A 23,853-nucleotide genomic window follows, 5' to 3' on the forward strand; every position below is an offset into this window, starting at 1 on the left:
TCAGCCCGCAGCGGGCGCCCAGAGTTTCCCAAGGAGCACACCATGAGCAAGATGCGTACCGTCGATGCAGCGGTTGCCATCCTGGAAAAGGAAGGCGCCATCGAGGCGTTCGGCCTGCCAGGAGCGGCAATCAACCCCTTCTACAACGCCATGCGTGAGCACGGTGGAATTCGCCACACGCTGGCCCGCCACGTAGAAGGCGCCAGCCACATGGCTGACGGCTACTCCCGTGCCAAGGACGGCAACATCGGGATCTGCGTGGGCACCTCCGGACCTGCCGGCACGGATATGATCACCGGCCTCTACGCTGCGTGGGCTGACTCCGTTCCAATCCTCTGCATTACTGGCCAGGCCCCCGTCGCCAAGCTGCACAAGGAGGATTTCCAGGCCGTGGATATCGAATCCATTGCCAAGCCCCTCACCAAGATGGCAATGACCATCCTGGAGCCGGGCCAGGTTCCAGGTGCTTTCCAGAAAGCTTTCCAGATGATGCGTTCCGGCCGGCCAGGTCCCGTCCTCCTGGACCTCCCCATCGACGTCCAGATGGCCGAGATTGAATTCGACATCGACACGTATGAGCCGCTCCCCGTTGGGAAGCCACGCGCCAGCCGGAAGCAGCTGGACAAGGCACTGGACATGCTGACCGCCTCGATGCACCCCATGATCGTTGCAGGTGGCGGCATCATCAACGCCGGAGCTTCCGCCCAGCTGGTGGAACTCGCCGAGACCCTCAACATTCCGGTCATCCCAACACTCATGGGCTGGGGAACCATCCCGGATGACCACGAGCTGATGGCCGGCATGGTGGGCCTGCAGACCAGCCACCGCTACGGTAACGAAAACTACCTGGAGTCCGACTTCGTCATCGGCATCGGCAACCGCTGGGCAAACCGTCACACAGGTGGCCTGGAGACCTACACGGCCGGCCGCAAGTTTGTGCACATTGACATTGAACCCACACAGATTGGTCGCGTTTTCTCTCCTGACCTTGGCATTGCCTCTGATGCCGGAGCGGCGCTGGAGGGGTTGATTGAGCTCGCCAAGGAGCGCAAGGCAGCAGGCACCCTGCCGGACTACAGCGCGTGGGTTGCCGAATGCAGCAAGCGCAAAGGGTCCCTGCACCGCAAAACCCACTTCGAGAACATCCCCATCAAGCCCCAGCGCGTCTACCAGGAGATGAATAGGGCTTTCGGTCGGGAGGCCACCTATGTCTCCACCATCGGACTCTCGCAGATTGCCGGCGCGCAGATGCTGCACGTCTTTGGCCCCCGCAGGTGGATCAACGCCGGCCAGGCAGGACCGCTGGGCTGGACCGGACCGGCCGCCCTCGGCGTTGTCCGCGCAATCCCCGAGGCTACGGTAGTGGCTCTCTCGGGAGACTACGACTTCCAGTTCATGATCGAGGAACTGGCAGTAGGGGCACAGTTCAACCTCCCGTACATCCACGTGGTGGTGAACAATTCCTACCTGGGCCTGATCCGCCAGTCGCAGCGCGGCTTCAAAATGGAGCAGAACGTCTCCCTGGCGTTCGATAACATCAATTCCCCCGAAACCAACGGCTATGGCGTGGACCACCTGAAGGTCGCCGAAGGCCTCGGCTGCAAGGCCCTCCGCGTCGAGGATCCGGCCGACCTTCCGGCTGCTTTCGACAAAGCCAAGGCACTCATGGGTGAATTCCGGGTCCCCGTCGTGGTTGAAGTGATTCTCGAAAAGATCACCAACATCTCCATGGGTGTGGAGATCAATGCCATCAACGAGTTCGAGGAGCTGGCTGAAACAGCGGCCGATGCTCCGACCGCTACCCTGACCCTGCAGGCGTAACCCATGCGGGTGGTCATTGCTCCGGACAAGTTCAAGGGCTCGCTCTCGGCCCCCGACGTTGCCCAGCACCTTGCGAGTGGCTTGCGGTCCGCTTTCGAGGTGCGGGGCGATGCCACGCTTGAAGTGACGTCGATTCCCGTGGCCGACGGCGGTGAGGGCACCCTCGATGCCGCCACCGGCTCCGGTTATACCCGCCGGAGCATCAGGGTCGACGGCCCCCTCGGCCATCCCGTCAACGCAGAATATGCCATAAGAGGCATCGAAGCTGTCGTCGAGATGGCTACGGCATCAGGGCTGGCCCTGCTCCCCAAAACCGCACTGGTGGGTGGGCATCCACGGTCTGAAGCGGCAATGACTGCCACCAGCCTGGGCACTGGACAGCTGATTCGCGCCGCGCTGGATGAGGGCTGCCGCACCATCGTCCTGGGTGTCGGCGGCAGCGCCACAACCGATGGTGGTGCGGGGCTCCTGCAGGGACTCGGCGCCCGCCTGCTGGATCTCAACGGGCAGGAACTCCCAGGTGGGGGCGGTGCCCTTGCCCGGCTGCACAGTCTTGATCTCACCACCCTTGACCCTCGGGTGGCGCAGACTCGCTTTGTGCTGGCGTCCGACGTCGACAACCCGCTGCTGGGCGCCTCAGGCGCGGCAGCGGTTTTCGGCCCGCAAAAAGGTGCCACACAAGAAGACGTCGACACCCTCGACGCCGCCCTGGCCAGGTTTGTCGAAGTCCTGGCCAGGGACACCGGATTGAATGCAGCGGAGGCTGCAATGACCCCCGGCGCCGGCGCTGCCGGCGGAGTGGGCTTCGCGGCCATCGCGGTCCTGCACGCTACGCGCAGGCCAGGTATCGACGTCGTCCTTGAATTTACGCGGCTGTCCGAACGCCTCGCCGGAGCCCAGCTGGTCATCACCGGGGAAGGCAGCCTGGACGAACAGAGCCTGCTGGGCAAAACACCCCTGGGCGTGGCCCGAGCAGCTGCGGCCGCAGGAGTGCCAGTCATTGCAGTCTGTGGACGCAGTTCCCTGAGCAGAAAACAGCAGGAAGAATCAGGGTTTCAGGGCGTCCATGCGCTGACAGACCTTGAAGACGATGTAGAGATATGTATAGCTGAAGCAGGGCGACTGCTCGAGCACGTGGGCCACAACCTAGGACTGGCCCTGCAGGAGCGCACCACCGCCCGTGAGAGCGGACCGACCGAATCGGCCGCAACGAAGGAGACCCTCCATGCCTGACGAACACTTTGACCTGGTCATCCGAGGACAGCGAGTTCTCACCACCGCGGGAATCGCACCCCGCGAAGTGGGCATCCGGGCTGGCAAAATCGTGGCCCTGGAACCTCTGGGGAACAATCTGCAGGGCACAGAGATCGTTGAACTTGCAGATGATGAGACGCTCCTGCCAGGTCTGGTGGACACCCACGTCCACGTCAACGAGCCTGGCCGGACCGAGTGGGAGGGTTTTGCCTCGGCCACCCGCGCCGCTGCGGCCGGTGGTGTCACCACCATTATCGACATGCCGCTGAACTCCGTTCCTCCCACCACCACTGTGGAGGCCCTCAAGCTCAAGCGATCAGTCGCGGCCAGCCAGGCGTTCATTGACGTTGGATTCTGGGGCGGTGCCATCCCGGGCAACAAGGCTGACCTGCGCCCGCTGCATGACGAGGGCGTCTTTGGCTTCAAATGCTTCCTCCTCCACTCAGGCGTCGATGAATTCCCGCACCTTGAGGCAGCGGAAATGGAACAGGATATGGCGGAGCTGAAGTCCTTTGACTCGCTCATGATTGTGCATGCGGAGGATTCCCATGCCATTGACCGCGCGCCCCACCCGGGTGGCGACCAGTACGCCACGTTCCTGGCATCACGCCCCCGTGGCGCTGAGAACAAGGCCATTGCCGAAGTCATCGAACGGGCCCGCTGGACAGGCGCCCGCGCGCATATCCTGCACCTGTCGTCGTCGGACGCGTTGCCCATGATTGCCAGTGCAAAGCGCGACGGCGTCAAGCTCACCGTTGAGACGTGTCCGCACTACCTGACCCTGATGGCCGAGGAAATCCCCAACGGCGCCACAGCATACAAGTGCTGCCCACCCATCCGAGAGGCAGCCAACCGGGAGTTGCTGTGGAAGGGCCTGCAGGATGGGACTATCGACTGCATCGTCTCCGACCACTCTCCCTCCACCCTGGACCTCAAAGACCTTGAGAACGGTGACTTCGCCGTGGCCTGGGGTGGCGTATCGTCGTTGCAGCTGGGCCTGCCGCTGATCTGGAGCGAAGCTCGCCACCGCGGCATTTCCCTGGAGCAGGTGGTGTCCTGGATGTCTGCCAAACCCGCTGCACTGGCCCGCCTGACAACCAAGGGTCAGCTGGCACTGGGCTTCGATGCCGACTTCTCCATCTTTGCCCAGGATGAGGCCTTTGTGGTGGACGTGTCCAAGCTCAACCACAAGAACCCGATCACCCCCTACGACGGTAAAGCCCTTTCCGGAGTCGTGCGCAAAACCTATCTCCGCGGCACCGTGGTGGATGGTAAGACGCCCACCGGCAACCTGATCCGCCGCGGCGGAGTCTGAGGACTGGCCATGGCCGCTGAAGCCCACTTCCCGGGCGGCTCAAGGTATCGGTACCGCAGGTCGGGTCCGGCGTTGACTGCCGGGCCCCGAGTCACCGCGCGGGGTCTGGCCGTATGGGTCACGCCGACGGAAGGGACGCTCGTTGATCCCGAGATCATGCGCCATGCAGCGCAGGTCATCCTGGAACGAGCCCACATTATTGCCCCGGATTCGGAAGTCCACTGGCCTGGCTCCGGGGCCGCAACCACCGCTGCACCGCATCATGGCGAAGTATCCAGCGGACCAGAAGTACCGCCGTCGTCAGCCACGCAGGACTCACCGCACCAGGCGGACGACGGCGGTGCACCACATCCCGATCCGGTGACCGGGCCCGCAGCTGGCCCCGTGGGCAATGTGGCCGTGGACCTGGCCCGCGGAGAAGTCCGTGTGGAGGGCAACAGAGTGCCACTGACCGACGTCGAGTTCCGGCTGTTGCGCTACCTGGTGCACAACTGCTCGCGCCCCGTTGAACGGGAGGAACTGCGTGCATTCCTGGAGACCATGAACTTTCCCGGTAGCACAGAACGCTCTATCGATGTCTACGTAGGGCGTATCCGGCGCAAGTTTGGCGTGGCCAGGCACGCCATTGCCACCGTCCGCGGTGGTGGTTACCAATTTATGCCCGGAGCGCACGCAACAGTGCGCGGCCCAGCCGAATATTCCATCTGACGTATACGGGTAGTCCCTAGCCGCCGTCGACCTGCCTGCCTGACCCTGACCACACCGACCCCTCTTGAGGAGCACCATGAGTACCCCCACGCCTACTCCCCTGGCCCACACCCTGCAACAGGGTGCACTGGCTCCGGATTTCACACTGCCTGACGCCACCGGAAATCCGGTCTCGCTTGCCTCATACCGAGGGCGCAACCTGATCGTGTATTTCTACCCCAAAGCCGCGACGCCAGGGTGCACCACGGAAGCCTGCGACTTTCGGGACAGCCTGACCTCACTGAAATCCAGTGGTTATGACGTCCTCGGGATTTCGCCCGACGGCACCGAATCGCTGGTTGGATTCACCAAGGAATTTGGGCTGAACTTCCCGTTGCTCTCCGATGCGGATCATCTTGTTGCCAAGGCCTATGGCGCGTGGGGGGAGAAAGTGTTCAAGAAAGAGATTGTCGAGGGCGTTCTGCGCTCCACAGTTGTGGTGGACGGTGAAGGCAAAGTACTGCTGGCCCAGTACAAGGTTGATGCCGAGGGCCACGTTGCTGCACTGCGGGAACACCTGGGACTCTGAACCAGCCGGGTGCTGACCACGCGTCGACTTAGAGCAGGGCTACCCATCCTGCAGGACTGCTCCCGCATGGACACAGGTTGGCCACTGCTGCATCCGCTGCGTTCCAACGCTAGGGCAGCGGGTTTCCCTGAGGTATGGCTGGAAAGAAGACCGAGACCGTGGTCCCACCCCCCGGTGTGTCCTCGATGGTCAACTCACCCCCGTGTGCCTGGGCAATGCGCGAGCATGTGGCCAGCCCAAGGCCAGACCCAGCACCGTCACCTGGCCTGTGCAACCGGACCAGTGGTTCGAGCGCCTTTTCGCGGTCCTCAGCCCTGATTCCCTTTCCGTTGTCTGCCACCCGCACCGTTGCACCAGCTGAGGTGAAATCTGCGGCAATCGACACCTGCAGGGAACGTTCCGGGCTGGGATAGTTCAGCGAGTTCGCCAGCAGGTTTTGCAGCAGTGCCCGCAACTGCACCCTGTCGGCATAAATAACGGCATCACTGCATACTGCTGGACTACTCAGCGAATCGCTGCCCACCGTCAGGCCAAGGTCATGGGCAGCATCCTGGGTTATTTCAAGGAGCGAGACGCTGTCCCGTTTCAGGCCACCATCAGCCCGCGAATAGGAGAGCACATCCTCCAGTGTCCCCAACATCCTGCGGCCACCGCTGCCAATGACGTTCAGGTATTCAGCAAGGGCATGATCCGCTGAAATATTCGGGTCGAGTTCAGCCAGCTCGACGTAGCCAAGGATGGTGGTCAGTGGAGCGCGCAGGTCATGGCTCACCCGGCCCGCGAATTCAGTAAGTGCGGCGTTGCTTCGCCGAAGCGCCGACAAAGCCTCGTCAAGCTGCAGGGTGCGGTGCTGCAACTCAAGAATTTCCATGACCTGATGGGCGAAAACCTCGAGCATCCTGGTCTGGTCCGATGACGGCAGTTCTGCCGTCATCGAGAAGAGGCACAGCGAACCAATGATCAATCCCGACGGGGCCTCCAACGGCACTGACGCGTAGGCGCGGATCTCACCCAACTCCCCTGTAACAAAGGGGTTGTCAGCGAACCGTGGATCCAATGATGCGTCTTTGACCAAAGTTGTTTGGCCGGACAGGAACACGTCCGCGCACATCGAATCCCCTCGGGAGCACACCATTGCGTCAGTGCCGGCGGCAGCAATCTGCACCTGCTGGTCTGCGGTGATGACATTCACCACGGCAAAGGGAGCACCGCATACCGAAGTCGCCAGGAGGACCAGGTCCTCCAGTGCTGATGCCACGCCGGCATGCAGCAGGGCTGGCAGCTCACCCGATTCCGTAGGAAGCAGTCCGTACTCTCGCAGGCCCGCCATTCGTTCGGATTCTTCTTTGCTCAGTGCGTGCGTGGCAGTTTTTCCAATCATGTCGCTCCCCAGCGTCGGCCTATCAGAACCTCAAGCACTCTCGAAATACTACCCAATCAGAGATCATGCTGCCTGAAACCGCCGCGAACCACTGGACATGCTCATTTTCTAAACACCCCCACGCTGGGCATGCTCTACCTGCACGCTAAGGAATGGGCACAACGCACTATGTCCATGCGACCCACAGCTGGACGGACATGCTCGTCCGGACCACGGATGGAAGGTGTTGCCGGTGCGCGTGACACGCCCCGAGTCAGAAAATCATCAGGACAAAGCCGAACACGGTGCAGGCCACTCCCAGCCCGGTGAGGATGCTGCCCAAAATCAGGACTGTGTTCTTCTCCCTGTTTTGCGTCAACCGCCAGCGCCCGGGGTGGCATTCATCGAAGTGGACCGCCGTGGACTGGCCCACTTTCAGCGCCGGAGTATCGTCGTGGTCCAACAACGCCTGGCGGACGGTGCCTTGGGTATCTGTCCATTCAACAGCCCGGAAGCCCCCTACGGTGGAGACTTCAGACGTTGTCCTGATCCACAGGCACTTCCGTCGGTCCAGGATCAGACCCCAGATCAGCAGGGGCACCCCGGGAATAAACCCCACCCAGGTCATCAACTCCAGGATGGGGCCCAGAAAATCCAGGGGGCCGTCCACCCTCTGATCATATCGGCACCGCACAAATGCTGGGTCCTGTCCCTAGACTGAGCCCAGGCAGACTCCGGGAAGAGTGCGAGCCTGACTCCGCTCAGGACGACTTCTGCAGCTCGCTGAGAATTGCGTTTGACGGATCAGCCTCCACAAGGAAGCGGGCCGCCGCACCAGGGGACGACGGCCCGCAGCCAATCAACAGCTCATCGAGGATGGGTCAGGCGCTGGTGGCGTCCTGCACCTCACCAACGAGCTCCTCGATGATGTCCTCGAGGAAGAGCACACCGGTGGTGCCTCCCTCAGCGTTGAACACCCGTGCCACGTGGGCGCCGGTGCGCCGCATGGTGGCCAAGGCGTCCTCTAGGTCGCTGCCACTGAATGCGGAGGCCAACTGCCGGATGCGCTTGGCCGGAACCCTTTCGGAGAACTTCTCCGCAGACGTGAGATCCATGACGTCCTTGAGGTGCAGGTATCCGGTGGGCTCGCCGCCGTCATCCGTCAGGATGTACCGCGAATAGCCGTGCTCGGCGACTGCCTTCTGGATGTCCGCCGGGGTGGCAGAGGCCGGCAGGAGGACCATGTCACTGATGGGCACCTCGACGTCGGCCACTGTCTTGGAGGTGAACTCGAAGGCTGCACTCAGCGCACCAGTGGAGTCCTGCAGCATGCCGTCGCGGGTGGATTGCTCCACAATGGTTGCCACCTCGTCCAGGGTGTACGCGCTGGTTGCCTCATCCTTGGGTTCCACCTTGAACAGGCGCAAGATCCCGTTGGCAATGCCATTGAGCGACCAGATGACCGGCTTGAAAATGCGGGCCACCACCACCAGGGGCGGCGCCAGAATCAAGGCCGCACGGGTGGGGACGGAGAACGAGATGTTCTTCGGGACCATCTCGCCGATCACCACGTGCAGGAACGTCACCAGAAGGAGCGCGACAATAAACGCGATGATACCGATGGCGTCCACCGACAGTGGGGTGAGGCCAAGCGGGATCTCAAGAAGATGGTGGATGGCAGGTTCAGACACGTTCAGGATCACCAGCGAGCAGACGGTGATTCCGAGCTGGCTCGTGGCCAGCATGAGCGTGGCGTGTTCCATGGCCCAGAGAGTGGTTTTTGCGGCCTTGCTGCCAGCCTCGGCCTTGGGCTCAATCTGCGAGCGTCGGGCTGAGATGACAGCGAATTCGGCACCCACGAAGAAGCCATTGACGACCAGAAGCACCACCAGCCAGATGATGCCGGGAAGGTATTCACTCATGGGTCATCTCCTGGTTGAGGTTTTCAACAATCTGGTCCCGGGTACTTTCGTGGTCGTCGGCACGGGGGGTGTACCGCAGACGTTCCACATGCATTCCCTTCACGCGCTCAACACGGAGCAGCCCGGTCGGGACGCTCACCTCATCGCCAATCTCTGGAATTCTGTCCAGCTGGTCGGTGACGTAGCCGGCAATGGTGTCGTAGTCTTCACCGTCCGGAACACTGATCCCGGCGCGGTCCAGCAGCTCATCGGGCCGTAGGGCCGCATCAAAGGTGGTGGAACGGCCAGAACGGACGACGCCGACGCGGGCGCGGTCGTGTTCGTCCTCCAACTCGCCAACAATTTCCTCAACCAGGTCCTCCAGGGTGACGATCCCGGCGGTTCCGCCGTGCTCGTCGGAAACGATGGCCACCTGCAACCCCTGCTTCCGCAGGAGCCCCAGCAGGGAGTCAACACCCATGGACTCCGGAACCCGCAATGGCTCCACCATGACGTCCGACGCCGTCACGAAAGACCGCTTATCCAGTGCGATCGCGAAGGCCTGCTTCAGGTGAACAACACCCACGACGTCGTCACGATCCTCCCCGATAACAGGGAACCGGGAGTAGCCGGTTGCCGAAGCCAGCGCCACGATGTCCTGCGCTGTCAGGTCAGCGCCGACAGCTGTCATGCGCACGCGCGGTGTCATGACGTCGGCAGCGGAATGATCCGAGAACCGCAGGGTTCGGTGCAGTAGTTCGGCGTGATCCTTGTCGAGGACGCCTTCCAGTGCCGATCGACGGACCAGGGAGCTGAGCTCTTCTGCGCTGCGGGCGCCGGAGAGCTCCTCTTTTGGTTCAATGCCGAAAGACCTGATGATCTTGTTGGCGGTGTTGTTGAACAGGAGGATCACAGGTTTGAAAACGGTGGTGAACAGCGTCTGGAAAGGTACCACCACTTTGGCTGTGGCCAGCGGGAGGGCAAGCGCAAAGTTTTTGGGGACCAGCTCGCCAATGATCATTGAGAACACGGTGGCCAGGAAAATGCCTATGACCGAACCGATGCCCGGGACTATCGCTTCCGGGACGCCGAGTCTAAGCAAAGGTTCACGCAGCAGGGCACTGATGGCCGGTTCGAAGGTGTAGCCCGTAAGGAGGGTTGTCAGCGTAATGCCAAGCTGGGCACTGGAAAGGTGCGTTGAAGTGATCTTCAACGCCTTGATGGTGGGTTCGAGCCGTTTTTCGCCTCGGGCCTGGCGGGACTCCAGTTCGCTGCGGTCGAGGTTCACCAGCGCAAACTCGGAAGCGACAAAGAGTCCGGTACCGACAGTGAGAATAAGGCCGATACCGATCATGATCAGTTCATACATTCGGAGCGCCCCTCTCCCGTGATAACCCGCACACCGGTCAAGTAGTCAAGGGGCAAGGGCATATGTGAAGGAGGGTCATCCATAGTGCCATTAAGGATAGCAAGCAACCGAGCGCATGGCAGCAGCTCTATGCCCAAGGCGAAGAATGAAGCCGACAACTTTTTGGTGCTCCGCATCTTCATAAGTTCGCGGAAGCCTGGGCACAGCTCCTGCACAGGATAGGCAACCACGCTTGTTACATGACCACTTATCCAGGAACCCATGGCAGCGAATCCGTTGCTATCTTGCCTTCAGCTGGGGGCCGGGCCTTCGAGTCCCGCGCCCACGCACGTGCAGCTCGTGGCGACTGGATCAACGTGGCAATGGTTGGCTCGGTCGCACTGGCTGTGGCACTGTTCCTCAGCGACGGCGGCATCTACCGTTTCACCTCCTTCGCAGAATCCATGACGTCCATGGGTATCCTCACCGGTCTGATCGGGACGAATCTGATCTGCCTCATGCTGCTTCTGGCAGCCCGCATCCCCGTGGTGGACCGGACCATGGGCCATGACAGGGCGCTGGCGCTCCACAGTTCGTTGGGCAAGCCCGTCCTGTACCTCCTGCTGGCACATGGGATCTTCCTGACCATCGGATATGCAGCCACGGACGGTTCAAATGTGGTGTCCGAAACAGTCACCCTCATTGGCACTGTCGCGGACATGCCTCTCGCCTACATTGGCCTGGCCCTCTTTGTCCTTGTAGCAATTTCCTCGGTGGTGGCGGTCCGACGCCATTTTCTCTACGAGGTGTGGCAGGTTATCCATCTACTCACCTATGCGGGCACGGCTGCCTCGATTCCCCATCAGTTCAGCACAGGCGGCCTGTTCCTCCCCGGAACCGCCCAGCGCTGGTACTGGCTGGCGCTCTATACGCTCACAGCGTCCTCATTGCTGGTATTCCGCTTCCTTGTCCCACTGATCACGTCTCTGCAGCACCGTGTACGGGTACATTCCGTTCGTCATGAAGGCCCCGGCATCTTCAGCGTGACCATGACCGGGAACAATCTCCAGAGCCTGAACGCACAGGCCGGACAATTTTTCACCTGGCGCTTCCTGGCCCGCGGCCAATGGTGGCATGCGCACCCGCTTTCACTATCCGCCGCTCCGGACGGCACTAGCCTCCGCGTGACCATCAAAGCCACGGGAAAAGGGACTGCCCGGCTTGGTGCGCTTCGTCCTGGCACTGCCGTCTACTTCGAAGGCCCTTACGGAATGTTCACCGAAAATGCCAGGACAGCCGAGGGGGTCCTGCTCATTGGGTCCGGGTCCGGGATGGCCCCCATTCGAGCCCTCCTTGAGGGCCTGACCTTCGCTTCCGGAAAAGCTACGGTGGTTCTGCGCGCCAGCCGAGAGACAGGAATACTCCACCAGTCAGAGATCGAAAGACTCTGCGCTGAACGCGGGGCCAGGCTCTTTTACGCTGCCGGAGCGCGCCACCCCTTTGTCGACTCCTGGCTGCCCGGCGACTGGGTCGATCAGGGGACCACGCTCGGCTCCTTTGGGGTGGATCCCGCCAGAACTGATCTCTATGTCTGCGGCCCGGGAGCCTGGACAGACCTGGTGACACAGGACGCAGAAATTCAAGGCTTCAAAGCTTCCGCCATCCATCACGAAAGGTTCAGCCTGTGAGAACTCGAGCGCTCTTCGCCTCCGTCACCGCTTCGCTGGGAATCCTGGTTGCAGGCTGGCAGTTGGGAACCTCCAACATGCCCGTTACTGCCACACCCGTGGCAGCCGCAGCTCCGGTTGCCGCGTCGTCAGGGGGCACTGCGACGCCAAAGTCCCATGCGGACCCCGGGGCAAGTGCGACGACGGCTCCGTCAACTGCCGGAGCGGCACCGGTGCCCGATCCCGGTTCGGCGAGCGGTTCTGCCACGTCAGGCACCTTCACCGGGATGCCGGTAAGCGAGCGCTATGGTTCCGTGGCTGTCCAGATTACGGTAACCAACGGAACTATTACCGATGTTGCCGCGAACAGTTCCGTTGGGGATTCACGGTCCCAACAAATCGAGGCCCGTGCCGAGAAACTGCTTCGCACATCCGTCCTGACAGCGCAGTCTGCCAAGGTCAGCATGATCAGCGGGGCTACCTACACGTCGCAGGCCTACCTGAAATCGCTGCAGTCTGCCCTAGATCAGGCGCACCTGTGAGTAGCGCGGCCATATCGGGCGCCCATTCCGGTCCTGCCATGACATTTCACACTATGGGTACTGTGGCGAGTTTTCGTTCACATGACGCGATAGCAAGGAAGCTTGTCCCAGGCATCGAGGCACTGTTTGCTGCGGCAGACCAAAGATTCAGCCTCTACCGCACGGACTCCGAACTCAGCCGGATCAACGCTGGCACGCTGAGACTGAATGCCTCCGCACCGGAGATGAGGGACATGTACGCCCTGGCCATGTCCTGGGACCATGCGACCCAGGGGAACTTCACACCCAGCGCACCAGACGGGTCACTGGACCTGAACGGAGTGGTCAAAGCCCATGCACTGGCGCAGGCTGCCCATCTTCTCTGCTCCGCCGGAGCAGTTGACTGGTGCCTGAACGTGGGCGGCGACATTGTGTCCCACGGCAGGCAGCATGACCAGACCCCTTGGACAGTCGGTATCACGGACCCGTCCACGCCCGGTCTCCTTCTTGCAAGCATCACCACAACACCGGTCCGCTCGGCCATCGCCACGTCCGGGACGGACCAGCGCGGTAACCACATCTGGAAGCTTGCACCTGCGGAGCAATCCTGCAGACCAGAGCTCATCCAGGCAACAGTGGCAGCGCGTGACATTGTGACAGCAGATGTGTTGGCAACTGCCGTGATCGCTGCCGGCGCCGCGGCGGTCCATCGTTACGCAGCTGAGTACGACGTTGACATCATTGCAGTGGATTCACTCGGCGCTGTTGTTACCTCAGGTGCTCCGAAGGGTGGAGCGCACTTCGTCCAGGACGCGCATGTCTTGGCTCTCAAGTGAGGCCCTGGCGCGGTCATAGGCCAGTTCCGCAGACTGCAGGAATGGTTGGGAACGGCCCACGGAAAGATCTGCCAGGGAATGGAGGCATTTTTGAAGACGAATCTGGACCTCAACAAATCCCGCACCATCCCGCGCCAGGGGCCTAAAAGCATCTGTCACCAGATCCTCCATTGGGACCGGGCAAACATAAACGCGCGGGTACCGCACATCGTCTGCGCGCTCCCGCTCCAGTACGCCGGCAAAAACTCGCTGGAGTGAGGCAATGACTTCGATCGCCGTACCTGGATCATTCGTTCCTGGAGACAGCGCACGGCTCCCAATTTCGCAGAGTGCTATGACCCCGAGACGCGGGTCCTGCTCATAGTTCCGGTGAGATCCGATGGTAAAGGCACTTCGGATGTCTTTGGCGGCGGACTCATCAACAGCAGCCGACGTCAGTACCAACGCGTGCGTGGCATCGGCCGTGGCGCCTGCCAGACGGAGGATGTAGATGGCGACGTCATTTTTCTTGGCACAGCGATCCAAAGCGCCGATGTCGATAAACGTGACGTACCCGGTAGTTTCTGCGTAGACGGATACTGCACCGCTCGGTGCCGTCGAGAACGCACGTGCTCCCAGGGTGGGTGTTTCCGCGTACGAGTTAAGGGTGCGTGAGGCTGCACTCTCCACGCGGTCAATGATGTCCGCCATCCGCCCGAAAGTAGACAGATGCGCAATCCAGCGGAGCAACGTGACCACGATCAGAACCACCATGGCCAGGGTTCCCAGGAAAAGAACCGTCCGGCCCTGCTGATCGTAATATCCGGTGGAGAGCGCAACAATGCCCACCAGGGAAAAAGTGAACCCGCCGATAAATGTAGAGAGTGCATTCTGCGAGGTCGTATCCTCGACCAGCAGCTGGGTTGCCCGCGGAGTAGCAGTGGTGGTGGCCGACGAATAGGCGGTCACCATGGTGGTCAGGGAGAACGTCGTGACAGCCAACATGGAGCTTGCAAGGATCTGCAGGACGGAACCGACGGAGTCCTGGCCGACGTCAATGATGAGGCTGTAGGGCGATAGGGAAGCTATAAGACCCGCAGCCAGCACCAACACCACTGCCGCGATAGTGAAGAGCGCGGCCCGGAACCATACTTTCTTGGCCAGCCGTTTAAGAATTGCTCCCGACCCACTGGTCACAGCGACCTCTCCCTGAGCTACACCGAACGTTCCCGCCCTGATGGGCCAGGATCCCGCTGAGGCGCGGTCGGTCGATTCTTTCACACAGCCGACGGGCTCAGGGCTGGCCGGGTGGGGCGGGTCAGGCGTCGCTCCACACGGAGGCTGAGCCGGAATGGCCTGTCACGATGCTCTGGTAGATCAGGAACAGGCCAGCAAGAATCCCAAGAACAGTAGTGACCGGGACCAGCCAGCGTGCTGAGAGAATTCCACTAAGTCCCCGGAATGCGCTCCAGCGGGTCAGGACGGTTGGCAGCGCTGACACAATCTGGGCAACAACCACCACCAGGAAGATCACTGTGACAATGCGGAAGAAGCTCCCCTGCTCGGCATGCTCTTCGATCAGTTCCGACGCTGGCATGGCCTGTTGCAACTGTTCGCCAGCCTCGGCCGTCAGGACTGACAGCGGCACCATGAGGAGGGCTAGAATTCCCAGCGGCCACGCCACGTAACGCCGCGAGCGCCGCACCAGCCCAAAAACTATGGCGAGGACACCGGCCAGAGGCGCCAGAACAACAACGCCGTGGATCAAAAGGATGTGGGCCGGAAGGCCGCCAATCTCAATCAATGGGACTCCTGAAATATGGGTCAAAAACGAATGGGGAACTGATGGAGAAAACTAGACGATTCCGCTGGTGCCCAACAAGAGACCAATGCCATACGTAAACGCCATCGCCAACGCTCCGCCAACCACGAGGCGAACAGTCGCCTTGCGCTTGGAGCTGCCGCCGATTCTGGCACTAATTGACCCGGTAAGCGCAAGGGCCAGGAGAACCGCCACGAACGTCACGGGAATACGCGCTTGCGCTGGCGGAAGGAGAATGGCCAGCAACGGCAAGATAGCCCCTACGGTGAATGCTATGGCGGAGGCAACGGCAGCCTGCCACGGGCTTGCCACCTCTTCCTCGGAGATGTTAAGTTCCGCCGAGAGGTGCGCCCGCAATGCGTCATGTTCCGTCAATTCCCGCGCAACGGTAAGTGCCGTCGTCGTACTCAATCCCTGCGCCTCGTAGAGACCAGCAAGTTCTTCCAACTCTCCCTCAGGGTCATCCAGGAGTTCCTGGCGTTCCTTTTCAATCAAGGCATGCTGGCTGTCTTTCTGGCTGCTGACAGACACATATTCGCCAAGCGCCATGGATACGGCGCCGCCCACAACCGCCGCGGTGCCAGCCACAAGAATTGGCGTCACGCTGTTTGTCACACCAGCGACGCCAACCACTGTTGCGGCAACGGAGACTATTCCATCGTTGGCGCCAAGGACGCCCGCCCGCAGCCAGTTCAGTCGAGCTGCGATGCCGCTGTCGTGGGGCTCGTGGGAATGTTGCTTGAAGGTCTCAGACATGATCGAAGTTAAGCATCAGTTGGCCCGCCGCGCCATGGAGGATTGCATACCCTTTGTCCAGGATGGAAGGAGAAACGGACAGGACCGGCCGCTATCCACCCACCACCAGGGGATCAACAGCCCCTACCTCAGGATTGTTTTTCACGTCTGTGACGTGCGGCAATGCCCGGGTGGCCGCAGCAGCATGTTCCTTCTCAGACCAAGATTTGACGCGTCCACCGAGGGCGGCCTGCTGTGCTGCTAGGCCTTCGGAGACGTGGTCGACTTCCCCGGAGAGGATCCCAGCACCATTGTTTACTGCGATGACAATACCCGCGGCATCACGTTCCGGGATCCATTCACATTCAGCCTGCACTGCCAGTTGTAGATCGTGGTCGCTTCTGGTCACGCTTGTTGCAGTCACTGTGGTTCCTGTCATCACAGTGCGCAGACCTGCGCACCTGATCCAACAGTGAACCTGCGATGCTGGGGAACCTAGGGGCTTAGGTCCCTCTCCCACTGGGCGTTTCGCCCTACGGTCCGGGTTCTGGTTGCCCTGACTCCGGAAACCTCTCCGGCCAGGTCAAGGACGTTAATGGCAGATTCTCCGCGGCAGGTGAACCCGGGTTTTGAGCCACAACCTTGCACTCGTCCCTGATATGGCCAGTTGCTGCGCACTCACGGAGCATTGTGATGGCCGCTGCTGCAGTGCGTTTGGTGTCGTGGCGTTCAGAGGTCGCCAGGACGGTCCCGTCGGATCCGAGGAGCCGAAAGCGGATTGCCGCTTCACTATCAGTAAAAAGCTCAAAAATACCTGCCATTGCACTTCACCCGCCTCCGGGATTCCTCGACGGAACCTTGACGATGGCGCCACCTCCACGGAAGTGGGGCACCAAAGGATGACTCCATTCTGGTGCCCTACTTCCGAGAGCGACAGAGGCTAAGTGCCCACCTGATCTGTGGCTGTCAGGACAGCTCGTCAACGGTGACGACGATTTTTCCGCGGGCATGTCCGTCCATGCTGAGTCGGAAAGCGTCTGCTGCTTCCTCAAGCGGAAAACTGCTGTCTATCTTGACCTGAATCCCGTGCTTGTCCACCAGGTCTGCCAACTCCTGCAGATCCGAGCCGATCGGGTTCACCCACATCCAGGTACCACCGTGCTGTTCCACCTCGCTGTCGGCAATGGATGCATGCCTGCCACCGTCGGTCAGTACCGCGAGTGTGGCCGCCAGGTTTCCTCCCACAAAATCTGCAACCACGTCGACACCGCCTGGGACCAGCGCCAGGACCCGATCAGCAACTCCGTCCCCGTAGGTTACCGACTCAGCACCAAGGGACCTCACGAAGTCATGGTTCTTCTCTGAGGCCGTGGCCAGCACACGGGCTCCAAGGGCTGCGGCGATCTGGATCCCGAGCGTTCCGACGCCACCGGCACCGCCGTGGATAAGCACTGTCTCATTTTCTGTCAGCTTCAGTCGGGTGAGGACCTGGTACGCGGTCAACCCTGCAAGCGGGAGGCCTGCTGATCCGGCCCAGTCAAGGGATTTTGGCCGGCGTGCAAGGACGCGTTCGGGGAGGGAGATGTACTCCGCGAAGCTACCTCCATGGACATAATCCTTGCGGCCGTAGGAGATCACCTCGTCACCAGGCTGGAAATGGGGCGCGTCGATCCCCACGGATTCAATGACGCCTGCAACATCCCATCCGGGAATGGCAGGGAACTGCAGGTCCATGGCCTCGTCCAGGTACCCAGCCATGATCTTCCAGTCCACCGGGTTGACCGACGCCGCTTTGACCTTGATCAACACCATGCCTGGTCCCACCTTGGGCAGGGGTGCGTCCGTGAGCTCGAGAACGTCAGGGTTTCCATATTCTTTGTACGTCATTGCTTTCATACAGTCGTAAACGTCCTGTTACAACACACTATTCCGCGTATTTGCTAGGTCCGAAGGGGAAGGATGGCCGCAACACAGGTTCCGGCACCCAGCGTTGACTCGATGGAGAACGTCCCACCGAAATTCTCTGTCCTGCGGCGCATATTCGCCAGCCCGCTGCGGTGGGAAATGGCAGCGAAGCCGCATCCGTCGTCGGTAATCCTGAACTCCACCTCGGTGGCCCTGACCATGACCTCTACGCTGAGCGACGAGGCATCCGCGTGCCGCAGAATATTCGCCAGGGCTTCGCGGATAACAGCTTTGCCCTCCCGGGACGTGATGCTGTCAACAGCTGTGTCAATGGGCCCGGAGAACTGGATGGACTGGCGTATGTCAGTGCCCTCGCAGGTGGCACGGACCAGGGCAAGGATGCGGCTGCTCAGTGCGGGCCTTCCTGGCGCGGCTGCGTGGAGGGAATAGATGGTGTCTCGAAGGTCTTTGATGGTTGCGTCAAGCTCTGCGGTGACGGACGCTATCCGGGCCAGCGGCTCGGCACCAACAACAGATCTTCGCAGGCTCTGGATACTCAGGCCAGCCGCAAAAACACGTTGGATCACCAGATCGTGCAGATCCCGCGCAATCCTGTCCCGGTCCCCAAACACAGCTTCCTGCTCGCGCTGGGCGTGAAGCTGAATCAGTTCTAGGGCCAGAGACACATGGGCTGCGAAAGTCGAGACCATGTCCTGGTCGAGTTGCGAGAAGGACGTATCCTGGCGGCTGCGCGCAATCACGAGGAAACGGGCGTGGTTGCCGCGACTGGTGATCCTTGTACAGAGGGTTGCTCCGAAAAGCTCACGCTTCGGAGCCGGGAAGACCGCGTCCAGGCCGTCACCCGTGAGGATACTGGTTCCACCGAACCCCGACGTGAAGCGATGCAGGGCGGAACCGCTTCCCAGGTGAGCGCCCTGCAGGGACTCAAGGTCGCGCCCCAACGCCACTTCGCAATACAGCTGATCGTCCGAGCTGAGTTGGGTCAGGACCATGACGGCGTTGGCTTCAGAAGCGGAAAATGCATGGTCGGCTACTATTTCAACGTCACTACGGTGTGTTTCCTGGGAGTCGTCAAGAAGTGCCCGCGCCGCCTGTTGGCCGCTTTCCAGCCAGCGGGAGCGGTGGGTCTCGTTCTCAAAAAGACGCATGTTCTCGATGGCGACTCCGGCAGCGGCGGCGAGCGCCACAACCAAGTCCTGATCATCCTGCGTGAAATCATCAGCCCCGCTCTTTTCAGTGAGGTAAAGGTTCCCGAACACTGTGTTCCGGACTTTGATGGGAACGCCCAGGAACGATGTCATTTGCGGATGGTGTTGTGGAAACCCTGCCGCCGCGGGATGCTCGCGCAGATCCTGCAGCCGCAACGGCTTTGGTTCGGAGATCAGCAACCCGAGAACACCATGGCCTACCGGCAGTTTGCCGATCTTCGTGACCTGTTCAGGTGTCAGTCCAACGGTGATGAAATGACTGAGGCGGTCATCATTGCCGACCACTCCGAGTGCACCATAACGGGCGCCGGACACCTGGCATGCTGATTCGAGAACACTCTCCAGCACCTTTTCCAGGCCCGCATTTTCGGCGATAGCGGCAAATCCGGACAGGAGGTGGTCCACCCCAGGCGAAGGAGGTAGCGGTTTCTTGGCGTCCGGGTCGCGATGTTCACGTCGTTCGGTCATTTCTGATCCCATGGGTCCGCCCTACTAGAGATACCGGGAGCCCATCTCGGTGAAGCGTCGAAAGGCGCACTCTTCACGACAGCCGTGGGTCCAGACACTACAGCAGACGAGGCCCCTTTCGGAGAGCCTACGCATTTCGTCACGTCACCGAAAGAGCTCGGTCCGGGCATCCCAGGACGGAGTGTCCCATACATCTGGGAGAGTCGTCCTGAAATGACGGCCTGTCAGGCTGGTGGGATTGACCCTCAGGTAGATTTCCTTGCTGCCAGGCTGCCAGGGGTTCAGCTTCAGTTTGTCAATGCGTGTCTTTTCGTCCTGGCCTTCGACATGCACCGCCTGGCCCTTGACCATTACGCTCCATGCCGTTCCCGCGGGCGGGCCGTAACCGTCAACTTCCAGGGCGCAGGGATCCTGCAGGGCGCCCCAGAATTTTGTGCCAGCTTCCGTTCGGAATACGAGGCTGTTTCCGTCCACGACAAAGTTGATAGGGAAGATCTCGGGGTGATGGTCAACAATGACGGCCAGCCTGCCCACAGCGCTTCGGCGGAGAAATTCCCAGCATTCGGCAGGATCCAGCCGCTTGGTAGTGTCGCCTATCCGGGGTGTCATGGCACTGACACTAACCCCTGCCCCGCCAGCAGGCTAGGGTCATTGGTCCTGCGCAAACCTGTTCTACTCCAGACCTGCCCGCGTGGTGTCATCAAGCGTTATCCGCCAACTGGCAGAATCAACGACGTCGAACCGGCGTCCAGAAATTACATCTGGCGTTATGCGGATGAACCTGTCTTTGGTCCCGGCCTGCCATGGATGCAGTGGCAGATCGAAGGTGTCGAGAAGTTCAGTGGGCCGACTGATCGTGGCAGCAAGTCCCTTGAGGACCACGCTCCATGCAGAAGCACCCGCAGTGTCCGTTCCATCAGATTCAAAGGCCACCCGCGCACCGCTCAAGGCAGCGGCAGCCTTTGTTCCCTCTGCGGTCCGAAAGACCACGCTTCCGTGGTCGACAACGAAGTTGATCGGAAAGATCTCGGGGTTGCCTTCCGCTACGACAGCCAGCCTTCCCACTGCCACTGTTCGCAGGAGCGCCCAGCAGGCATCTGCCGCGAGGATTTCGGTGGACTGTGCCGGGACGTCGGTACTCATGGAACCAATGGTGCGCGCTCACCGGAACAGAAAATAGGGCCGTTGGTCCCACCTTCTTGCCGGATTGGTGGGATCAATCCCCGTCGTCCCGTGGTGTTTTCAGGTGGGCCACAAAAACGGCAGCCTGCGTGCGGCGTTCAAAGCCCAGCTTGGCCAACATTGATGAGACGTAGTTTTTCACGGTTTTTTCCGCAAGCACCATGGCTTCGCCGATCTGGCGATTGGTCATCCCCTGGCTGACCAGATCCAGTACCCGACGTTCCTGTTCCGTCAGGGACGCCATCCGCGGATCTGTAGGCTGCGCAACGGTAAGGCCTGCGAGGATCGTCTTCCTTGTCGCTTCGTCGAACAGCGATTGGCCCATCGCGGTCTTGCGAATCGCCCCGAGGAGGTCTGAGCCGCCGATCTCCTTGAGGACGTAGCCGGACGCGCCGGCGAGGACGGCGCCCCGCAGCGCCTTGTCGTCGTCATAGCTTGTGAGTATGAGGCACTTCAGCGAAGGGTCAACAGAACGGACACTGCGGCACACCTCAATGCCCGTTCCGTCCGGCAGCCTCGCGTCGAGGACACAAACATCCGGTCGCAGTGCAGGGATCCGACGGGTCGCCTCCTCCGCGGATCCAGACATGCCGACGACGTCGAGTCCCTCACTTTCCAGAAGTTCCCTGAGTCCGCGACGGACCAGTTCGTGGTCGTCGAGGAGATATACGCGCAACGCTGCTTGCTCCTCGCCAGCTCCCGCCGACTCCTCATTCACCATTGTTCCCATTCGCTTCGGGTTCACTATCCTTCCTGGATCTTGTCCGCCAGGTCATGTCCCCAGCGTCTGGCACGAAAAAGTTCATCGGTCATAAGCATGGGGTCCGATGCCACCATGAAACTTTCGGGATCCGAAAGTACCGAAAATCCCTTGCCGCGTAGTCTTTCCCTCAGAGCGGTGCCCTTCCTGCCGACAAAGGAGCCGGGTCCCTGGAGCCGGGTATCAAAAAGGGCTGCCTGCTCGCTGTGCGGTGGCAACCCCACGACGTGCCTCATGACCCCGGCGAACTGGACCGGTGCGCCAAAGACCACCACATCGTATCCATCAAGCTCGGTGAGCCCCACGTCATCCACGGAGGCCACGCGAACCGAGAGGTTCTCATCCATTCCATCCCCCACCGCCAGAGCGACATCCTTCGTATCTACAAAAATCGATTCATAGACCACCAGGGCCTTCAGTACTGGTAGGGCGCTCATTGCCCCTCCCTGGTACTGACGTTCTCCCTGGTTTTACTGTTATGGACCACCAGGACAGGACAGTGCGCGTAGGCAACGCACGCGGAACTGACTGACCCGGTAGGCAGACCATACAGGCTTCCGTAACCCCGGCGGCCCACCACAAGCATCAGCGCAGTCAAACTGGCTTGAACCAGGATGACCCTTGGATCTCCGCGGAGCACTAGGGTTTGCGCGCCACTTCCCTGGCCGCCGGACGCGGATGCGCAGATTGCCTTCCGCAGGACTCCTGCCTGAATCATTCGTGCATCAGTAGCGCTACCTGACACGCCGCCGTCGTCAATCGATCCGACAATACTGGGGACATCCCAAACGGTGACGGCAAGGACAGTAGCCCCAATATCCTCCGCGAGGTCCAGGGCTTCCTGGAGCGCTGCCACCGAGGACTGCGAGCCGTCGACCCCCACCACGATCCTCGGCACATCTCTCGCAGTCTGCATGCTGACTCCCGTCCATGGGTCGTTGGGACCACTGCCAACCATTCTGTTGATGTCCGTTGGTCACGCACAGTGCCAAAGGTCACGCGGAGCTCCGCAGCGGCCTGCCACTGGGTATCCAGGACGCTCCCGTGGGAAACAGATGACTTTTGGCCCTGTGCGGGCACGCGGGGACGGGTGATCCTAGGCCTAGGTACCTACAAAAGGACGGAAAACCCATGTCCACACACCTTTCACCTCTTCGCAGGATCATCGTCGGCGTCGACGGATCGGAATCCTCAGTTGAGGCACTCCGGCAGGCCCAGCGGCTGGCACAGCCCGTCGATGCCAAGATCACCGCGACGGCATTCTGGGATTATCCCCAGATCTACGATGGCTATCTCGCCCAGGGCATTGACGGCTTTGAGGAAAGCGCGGAGGCCCTTCTACGCCAGGCAGTGCAGGATGCTTTTGGCCATGACACCCCGGCCAACGTCGAACCAACGCTGGTGCGTGGGCACCCCCGTGAAGGGTTGATAGAAGCCACCCGGGCCGCAGACCTTGTGGTGGTGGGTCGGCGTGGTCATGGTGCCTTCGGTGGCCTGCTCCTGGGCTCCGTCAGCTCCGCTTGCGTGGCCCATGCCCACTGTCCAGTACTGGTTGTCCACGCACCCCAAAAACAAGGAGTTAAGCCAGATGAAAAATCCTGAGGAAATCATAGTCTGCACCAACGATTCGCTGCACAGCAGGGCGGCGATCGCCTGGGCGGCCCATCGAAGCATGGATACGGGCCACCCGTTGGCCATTGTCCACGTTGTGGATGATCGATGGATGGCGGAGCCCTACCCCTGGCTTGGTGTCCTCCGCGAAATGGGAGAGGACATGCTGACTGCGGCTGTTCAGCAGGCAAAAGATGCCGAGCCCTCCGTCAGTGTGCGCAGCGCGCTCCTTGAGGGAAGCATCGCTGGCTCGTTGAGGAAGGTCTCTGAACAGGCTTCCATGGTGGTTCTCGGCTCAGGGAGCAACGAATTTCCACGCTTCCAGCGCGCACTCCAGGTGGCGGCAGCGGCAGTGTGCCCGGTGGCGGTCATCAATGGTGCTGATGACGTCGCGAATAGGCGTGGAATCGTGGTGGGTGTTGACGGTTCGGAGCAATCAGTCCAAGCTGTCGGTTTCGCGGCAGCCGAGGCCGACCGAACGGAACAGGAACTCACAGTGGTGTATGCCCTGTCCCGAGCGGATCGCTGGATTGAGGCGCGGCTTCCACAATCCAGCATGGCCGCCATTGTTAATGACGAAGAGCGGATTGTCCTTGCCGAAAGCGTCGCCGGCCTCAGCCAGGATTTTCCTGACCTGAAAATTCACCGGCGGCTCGTCACGGACCTGGACCCGGCCGCTGCGCTTGCTGATGCTGCAGCCAGCGCAGCGCTTCTAGTGGTGGGAAGCCGTGGTCGCGGTGGATTCCGACACCTCCTGCTGGGATCCACTGCCCATGGCGTCCTTGGCGAGGTTCGCTGCCCCACACTGATTACGCGGACTTACCGAGAAGACCGCGGGTAGCGTCAAAGGCGTCCCTGCCACA

Annotated in this window: 26 protein-coding genes; 10 read left to right on the forward strand and 16 right to left on the reverse strand. The window is 61.0% G+C overall.

Features of this window, described 5'->3' with window-relative positions:
• The first annotated feature begins 42 nt into the window (after positions 1 to 42).
• The 5 genes from gcl to bcp all read left to right on the forward strand — a co-directional run bounded on the left by gcl (position 43) and on the right by bcp (position 5,666).
• Positions 43 to 1,821, forward strand: coding sequence for a glyoxylate carboligase (gcl, locus tag QMG79_RS10130; RefSeq protein ID WP_283538464.1), 1,779 nt, complete (start codon positions 43 to 45; stop codon positions 1,819 to 1,821).
• A gap of 3 nt (positions 1,822 to 1,824) precedes the next feature.
• Positions 1,825 to 3,054, forward strand: coding sequence for a glycerate kinase (locus QMG79_RS10135; RefSeq protein ID WP_283538465.1), 1,230 nt, complete (start codon positions 1,825 to 1,827; stop codon positions 3,052 to 3,054).
• The gene (gene allB, locus QMG79_RS10140) at positions 3,047 to 4,390 is read left to right on the forward strand and encodes an allantoinase AllB (protein WP_283538466.1); all 1,344 of its coding nucleotides are present in this window, start codon (positions 3,047 to 3,049) and stop codon (positions 4,388 to 4,390) included. Before QMG79_RS10135 ends, allB begins: the two co-directional genes overlap by 8 nt.
• Before the next feature lie 9 nt (positions 4,391 to 4,399).
• Entirely contained in the window at positions 4,400 to 5,098 is a 699-nt protein-coding gene (locus tag QMG79_RS10145; RefSeq protein WP_283538467.1) for a winged helix-turn-helix domain-containing protein, read from the forward strand.
• Between the two features lie 76 nt (positions 5,099 to 5,174).
• Positions 5,175 to 5,666, forward strand: a complete 492-nt coding sequence (gene bcp, locus QMG79_RS10150) for a thioredoxin-dependent thiol peroxidase (protein ID WP_283538468.1) — start codon at positions 5,175 to 5,177, stop codon at positions 5,664 to 5,666.
• 109 nt (positions 5,667 to 5,775) lie between these two features.
• Here bcp and QMG79_RS10155 read toward each other — a convergent pair whose 3' ends face one another.
• The 4 genes from QMG79_RS10155 to QMG79_RS10170 form a co-directional block, all read right to left on the reverse strand.
• Positions 5,776 to 7,047 carry a sensor histidine kinase gene (locus QMG79_RS10155; RefSeq protein WP_283538469.1) on the reverse strand — a complete coding sequence of 424 codons (1,272 nt, stop codon included), beginning with the start codon at positions 7,045 to 7,047 and terminating at the stop codon, positions 5,776 to 5,778.
• Positions 7,048 to 7,300: 253 nt separating this feature from the next.
• Positions 7,301 to 7,696: a hypothetical protein gene (locus QMG79_RS10160; protein ID WP_283538470.1), complete on the reverse strand. Its 396-nt coding sequence runs from the start codon at positions 7,694 to 7,696 to the stop codon at positions 7,301 to 7,303.
• A gap of 211 nt (positions 7,697 to 7,907) precedes the next feature.
• On the reverse strand, positions 7,908 to 8,948 hold the full coding sequence (locus tag QMG79_RS10165; protein ID WP_283538471.1) for a hemolysin family protein: 1,041 nt from the start codon (positions 8,946 to 8,948) through the stop codon (positions 7,908 to 7,910).
• A complete protein-coding gene (locus QMG79_RS10170; RefSeq protein WP_283538472.1) occupies positions 8,941 to 10,296 on the reverse strand; it encodes a hemolysin family protein in 1,356 nt (451 codons plus the stop codon). Before QMG79_RS10170 ends, QMG79_RS10165 begins: the two co-directional genes overlap by 8 nt.
• Before the next feature lie 239 nt (positions 10,297 to 10,535).
• Here QMG79_RS10170 and QMG79_RS10175 point away from each other — a divergent pair, with 239 nt between their 5' ends.
• The 3 genes from QMG79_RS10175 to QMG79_RS10185 are packed head-to-tail and all read left to right on the forward strand — an operon-like array spanning position 10,536 to position 13,299.
• On the forward strand, positions 10,536 to 11,963 hold the full coding sequence (locus QMG79_RS10175) for a ferredoxin reductase family protein (protein ID WP_283538473.1): 1,428 nt from the start codon (positions 10,536 to 10,538) through the stop codon (positions 11,961 to 11,963).
• On the forward strand, positions 11,960 to 12,484 hold the full coding sequence (locus tag QMG79_RS10180) for an FMN-binding protein (protein WP_283538474.1): 525 nt from the start codon (positions 11,960 to 11,962) through the stop codon (positions 12,482 to 12,484). Before QMG79_RS10175 ends, QMG79_RS10180 begins: the two co-directional genes overlap by 4 nt.
• A 38-nt stretch (positions 12,485 to 12,522) precedes the next feature.
• Positions 12,523 to 13,299 carry an FAD:protein FMN transferase gene (locus tag QMG79_RS10185; RefSeq protein WP_283538475.1) on the forward strand — a complete coding sequence of 259 codons (777 nt, stop codon included), beginning with the start codon at positions 12,523 to 12,525 and terminating at the stop codon, positions 13,297 to 13,299.
• Here QMG79_RS10185 and QMG79_RS10190 read toward each other — a convergent pair.
• The 12 genes from QMG79_RS10190 to QMG79_RS10245 all read right to left on the reverse strand — a co-directional run bounded on the left by QMG79_RS10190 (position 13,237) and on the right by QMG79_RS10245 (position 22,295).
• Positions 13,237 to 14,559, reverse strand: a complete 1,323-nt coding sequence (locus QMG79_RS10190; RefSeq protein WP_283538476.1) for a DUF2254 domain-containing protein — start codon at positions 14,557 to 14,559, stop codon at positions 13,237 to 13,239. The genes QMG79_RS10185 and QMG79_RS10190 overlap by 63 nt on opposite strands.
• 37 nt (positions 14,560 to 14,596) lie before the next feature.
• Positions 14,597 to 15,082: a hypothetical protein gene (locus tag QMG79_RS10195; RefSeq protein WP_283538477.1), complete on the reverse strand. Its 486-nt coding sequence runs from the start codon at positions 15,080 to 15,082 to the stop codon at positions 14,597 to 14,599.
• 51 nt (positions 15,083 to 15,133) lie between these two features.
• Positions 15,134 to 15,856, reverse strand: coding sequence for a VIT1/CCC1 transporter family protein (locus tag QMG79_RS10200; RefSeq protein WP_283538478.1), 723 nt, complete (start codon positions 15,854 to 15,856; stop codon positions 15,134 to 15,136).
• A 91-nt stretch (positions 15,857 to 15,947) separates the two neighbouring features.
• Positions 15,948 to 16,259, reverse strand: coding sequence for a BON domain-containing protein (locus QMG79_RS10205; RefSeq protein ID WP_283538479.1), 312 nt, complete (start codon positions 16,257 to 16,259; stop codon positions 15,948 to 15,950).
• 109 nt (positions 16,260 to 16,368) lie between these two features.
• On the reverse strand, positions 16,369 to 16,656 hold the full coding sequence (locus tag QMG79_RS10210) for a YegP family protein (RefSeq protein WP_283538480.1): 288 nt from the start codon (positions 16,654 to 16,656) through the stop codon (positions 16,369 to 16,371).
• Positions 16,657 to 16,801: 145 nt separating this feature from the next.
• The gene (locus tag QMG79_RS10215; protein WP_283538481.1) at positions 16,802 to 17,731 is read right to left on the reverse strand and encodes an NADP-dependent oxidoreductase; all 930 of its coding nucleotides are present in this window, start codon (positions 17,729 to 17,731) and stop codon (positions 16,802 to 16,804) included.
• A 44-nt stretch (positions 17,732 to 17,775) separates the two neighbouring features.
• Complete coding sequence (locus QMG79_RS10220) at positions 17,776 to 19,437, reverse strand: GAF domain-containing sensor histidine kinase (RefSeq protein ID WP_283538482.1); 1,662 nt, start codon at positions 19,435 to 19,437, stop codon at positions 17,776 to 17,778.
• Between the two features lie 144 nt (positions 19,438 to 19,581).
• Entirely contained in the window at positions 19,582 to 20,046 is a 465-nt protein-coding gene (locus QMG79_RS10225; RefSeq protein WP_283538483.1) for a pyridoxamine 5'-phosphate oxidase family protein, read from the reverse strand.
• Positions 20,047 to 20,109: 63 nt separating this feature from the next.
• A complete protein-coding gene (locus QMG79_RS10230) occupies positions 20,110 to 20,580 on the reverse strand; it encodes a pyridoxamine 5'-phosphate oxidase family protein (protein ID WP_283538484.1) in 471 nt (156 codons plus the stop codon).
• 73 nt (positions 20,581 to 20,653) lie between these two features.
• Positions 20,654 to 21,340 carry a response regulator gene (locus tag QMG79_RS10235; protein WP_283538707.1) on the reverse strand — a complete coding sequence of 229 codons (687 nt, stop codon included), beginning with the start codon at positions 21,338 to 21,340 and terminating at the stop codon, positions 20,654 to 20,656.
• Between the two features lie 23 nt (positions 21,341 to 21,363).
• Positions 21,364 to 21,816 (reverse strand): NADPH-dependent FMN reductase family protein, encoded by a 453-nt coding sequence (locus QMG79_RS10240; protein WP_283538485.1) that lies wholly within the window; start codon positions 21,814 to 21,816, stop codon positions 21,364 to 21,366.
• A complete protein-coding gene (locus QMG79_RS10245; RefSeq protein WP_283538486.1) occupies positions 21,813 to 22,295 on the reverse strand; it encodes a universal stress protein in 483 nt (160 codons plus the stop codon). Before QMG79_RS10245 ends, QMG79_RS10240 begins: the two co-directional genes overlap by 4 nt.
• A gap of 215 nt (positions 22,296 to 22,510) precedes the next feature.
• Between QMG79_RS10245 and QMG79_RS10250 the strand changes: the two genes are divergently transcribed.
• Positions 22,511 to 22,981 (forward strand): universal stress protein, encoded by a 471-nt coding sequence (locus QMG79_RS10250; RefSeq protein WP_283538487.1) that lies wholly within the window; start codon positions 22,511 to 22,513, stop codon positions 22,979 to 22,981.
• Positions 22,968 to 23,831 (forward strand): universal stress protein, encoded by an 864-nt coding sequence (locus QMG79_RS10255; protein ID WP_283538488.1) that lies wholly within the window; start codon positions 22,968 to 22,970, stop codon positions 23,829 to 23,831. The genes QMG79_RS10250 and QMG79_RS10255 overlap by 14 nt, the downstream gene beginning before the upstream one ends.
• Positions 23,832 to 23,853 lie beyond the last annotated feature (22 nt).

The organism is Pseudarthrobacter sp. PS3-L1 (assembly GCF_030063285.1).
Classification (GTDB): Bacteria; Actinomycetota; Actinomycetes; order Actinomycetales; family Micrococcaceae; genus Arthrobacter.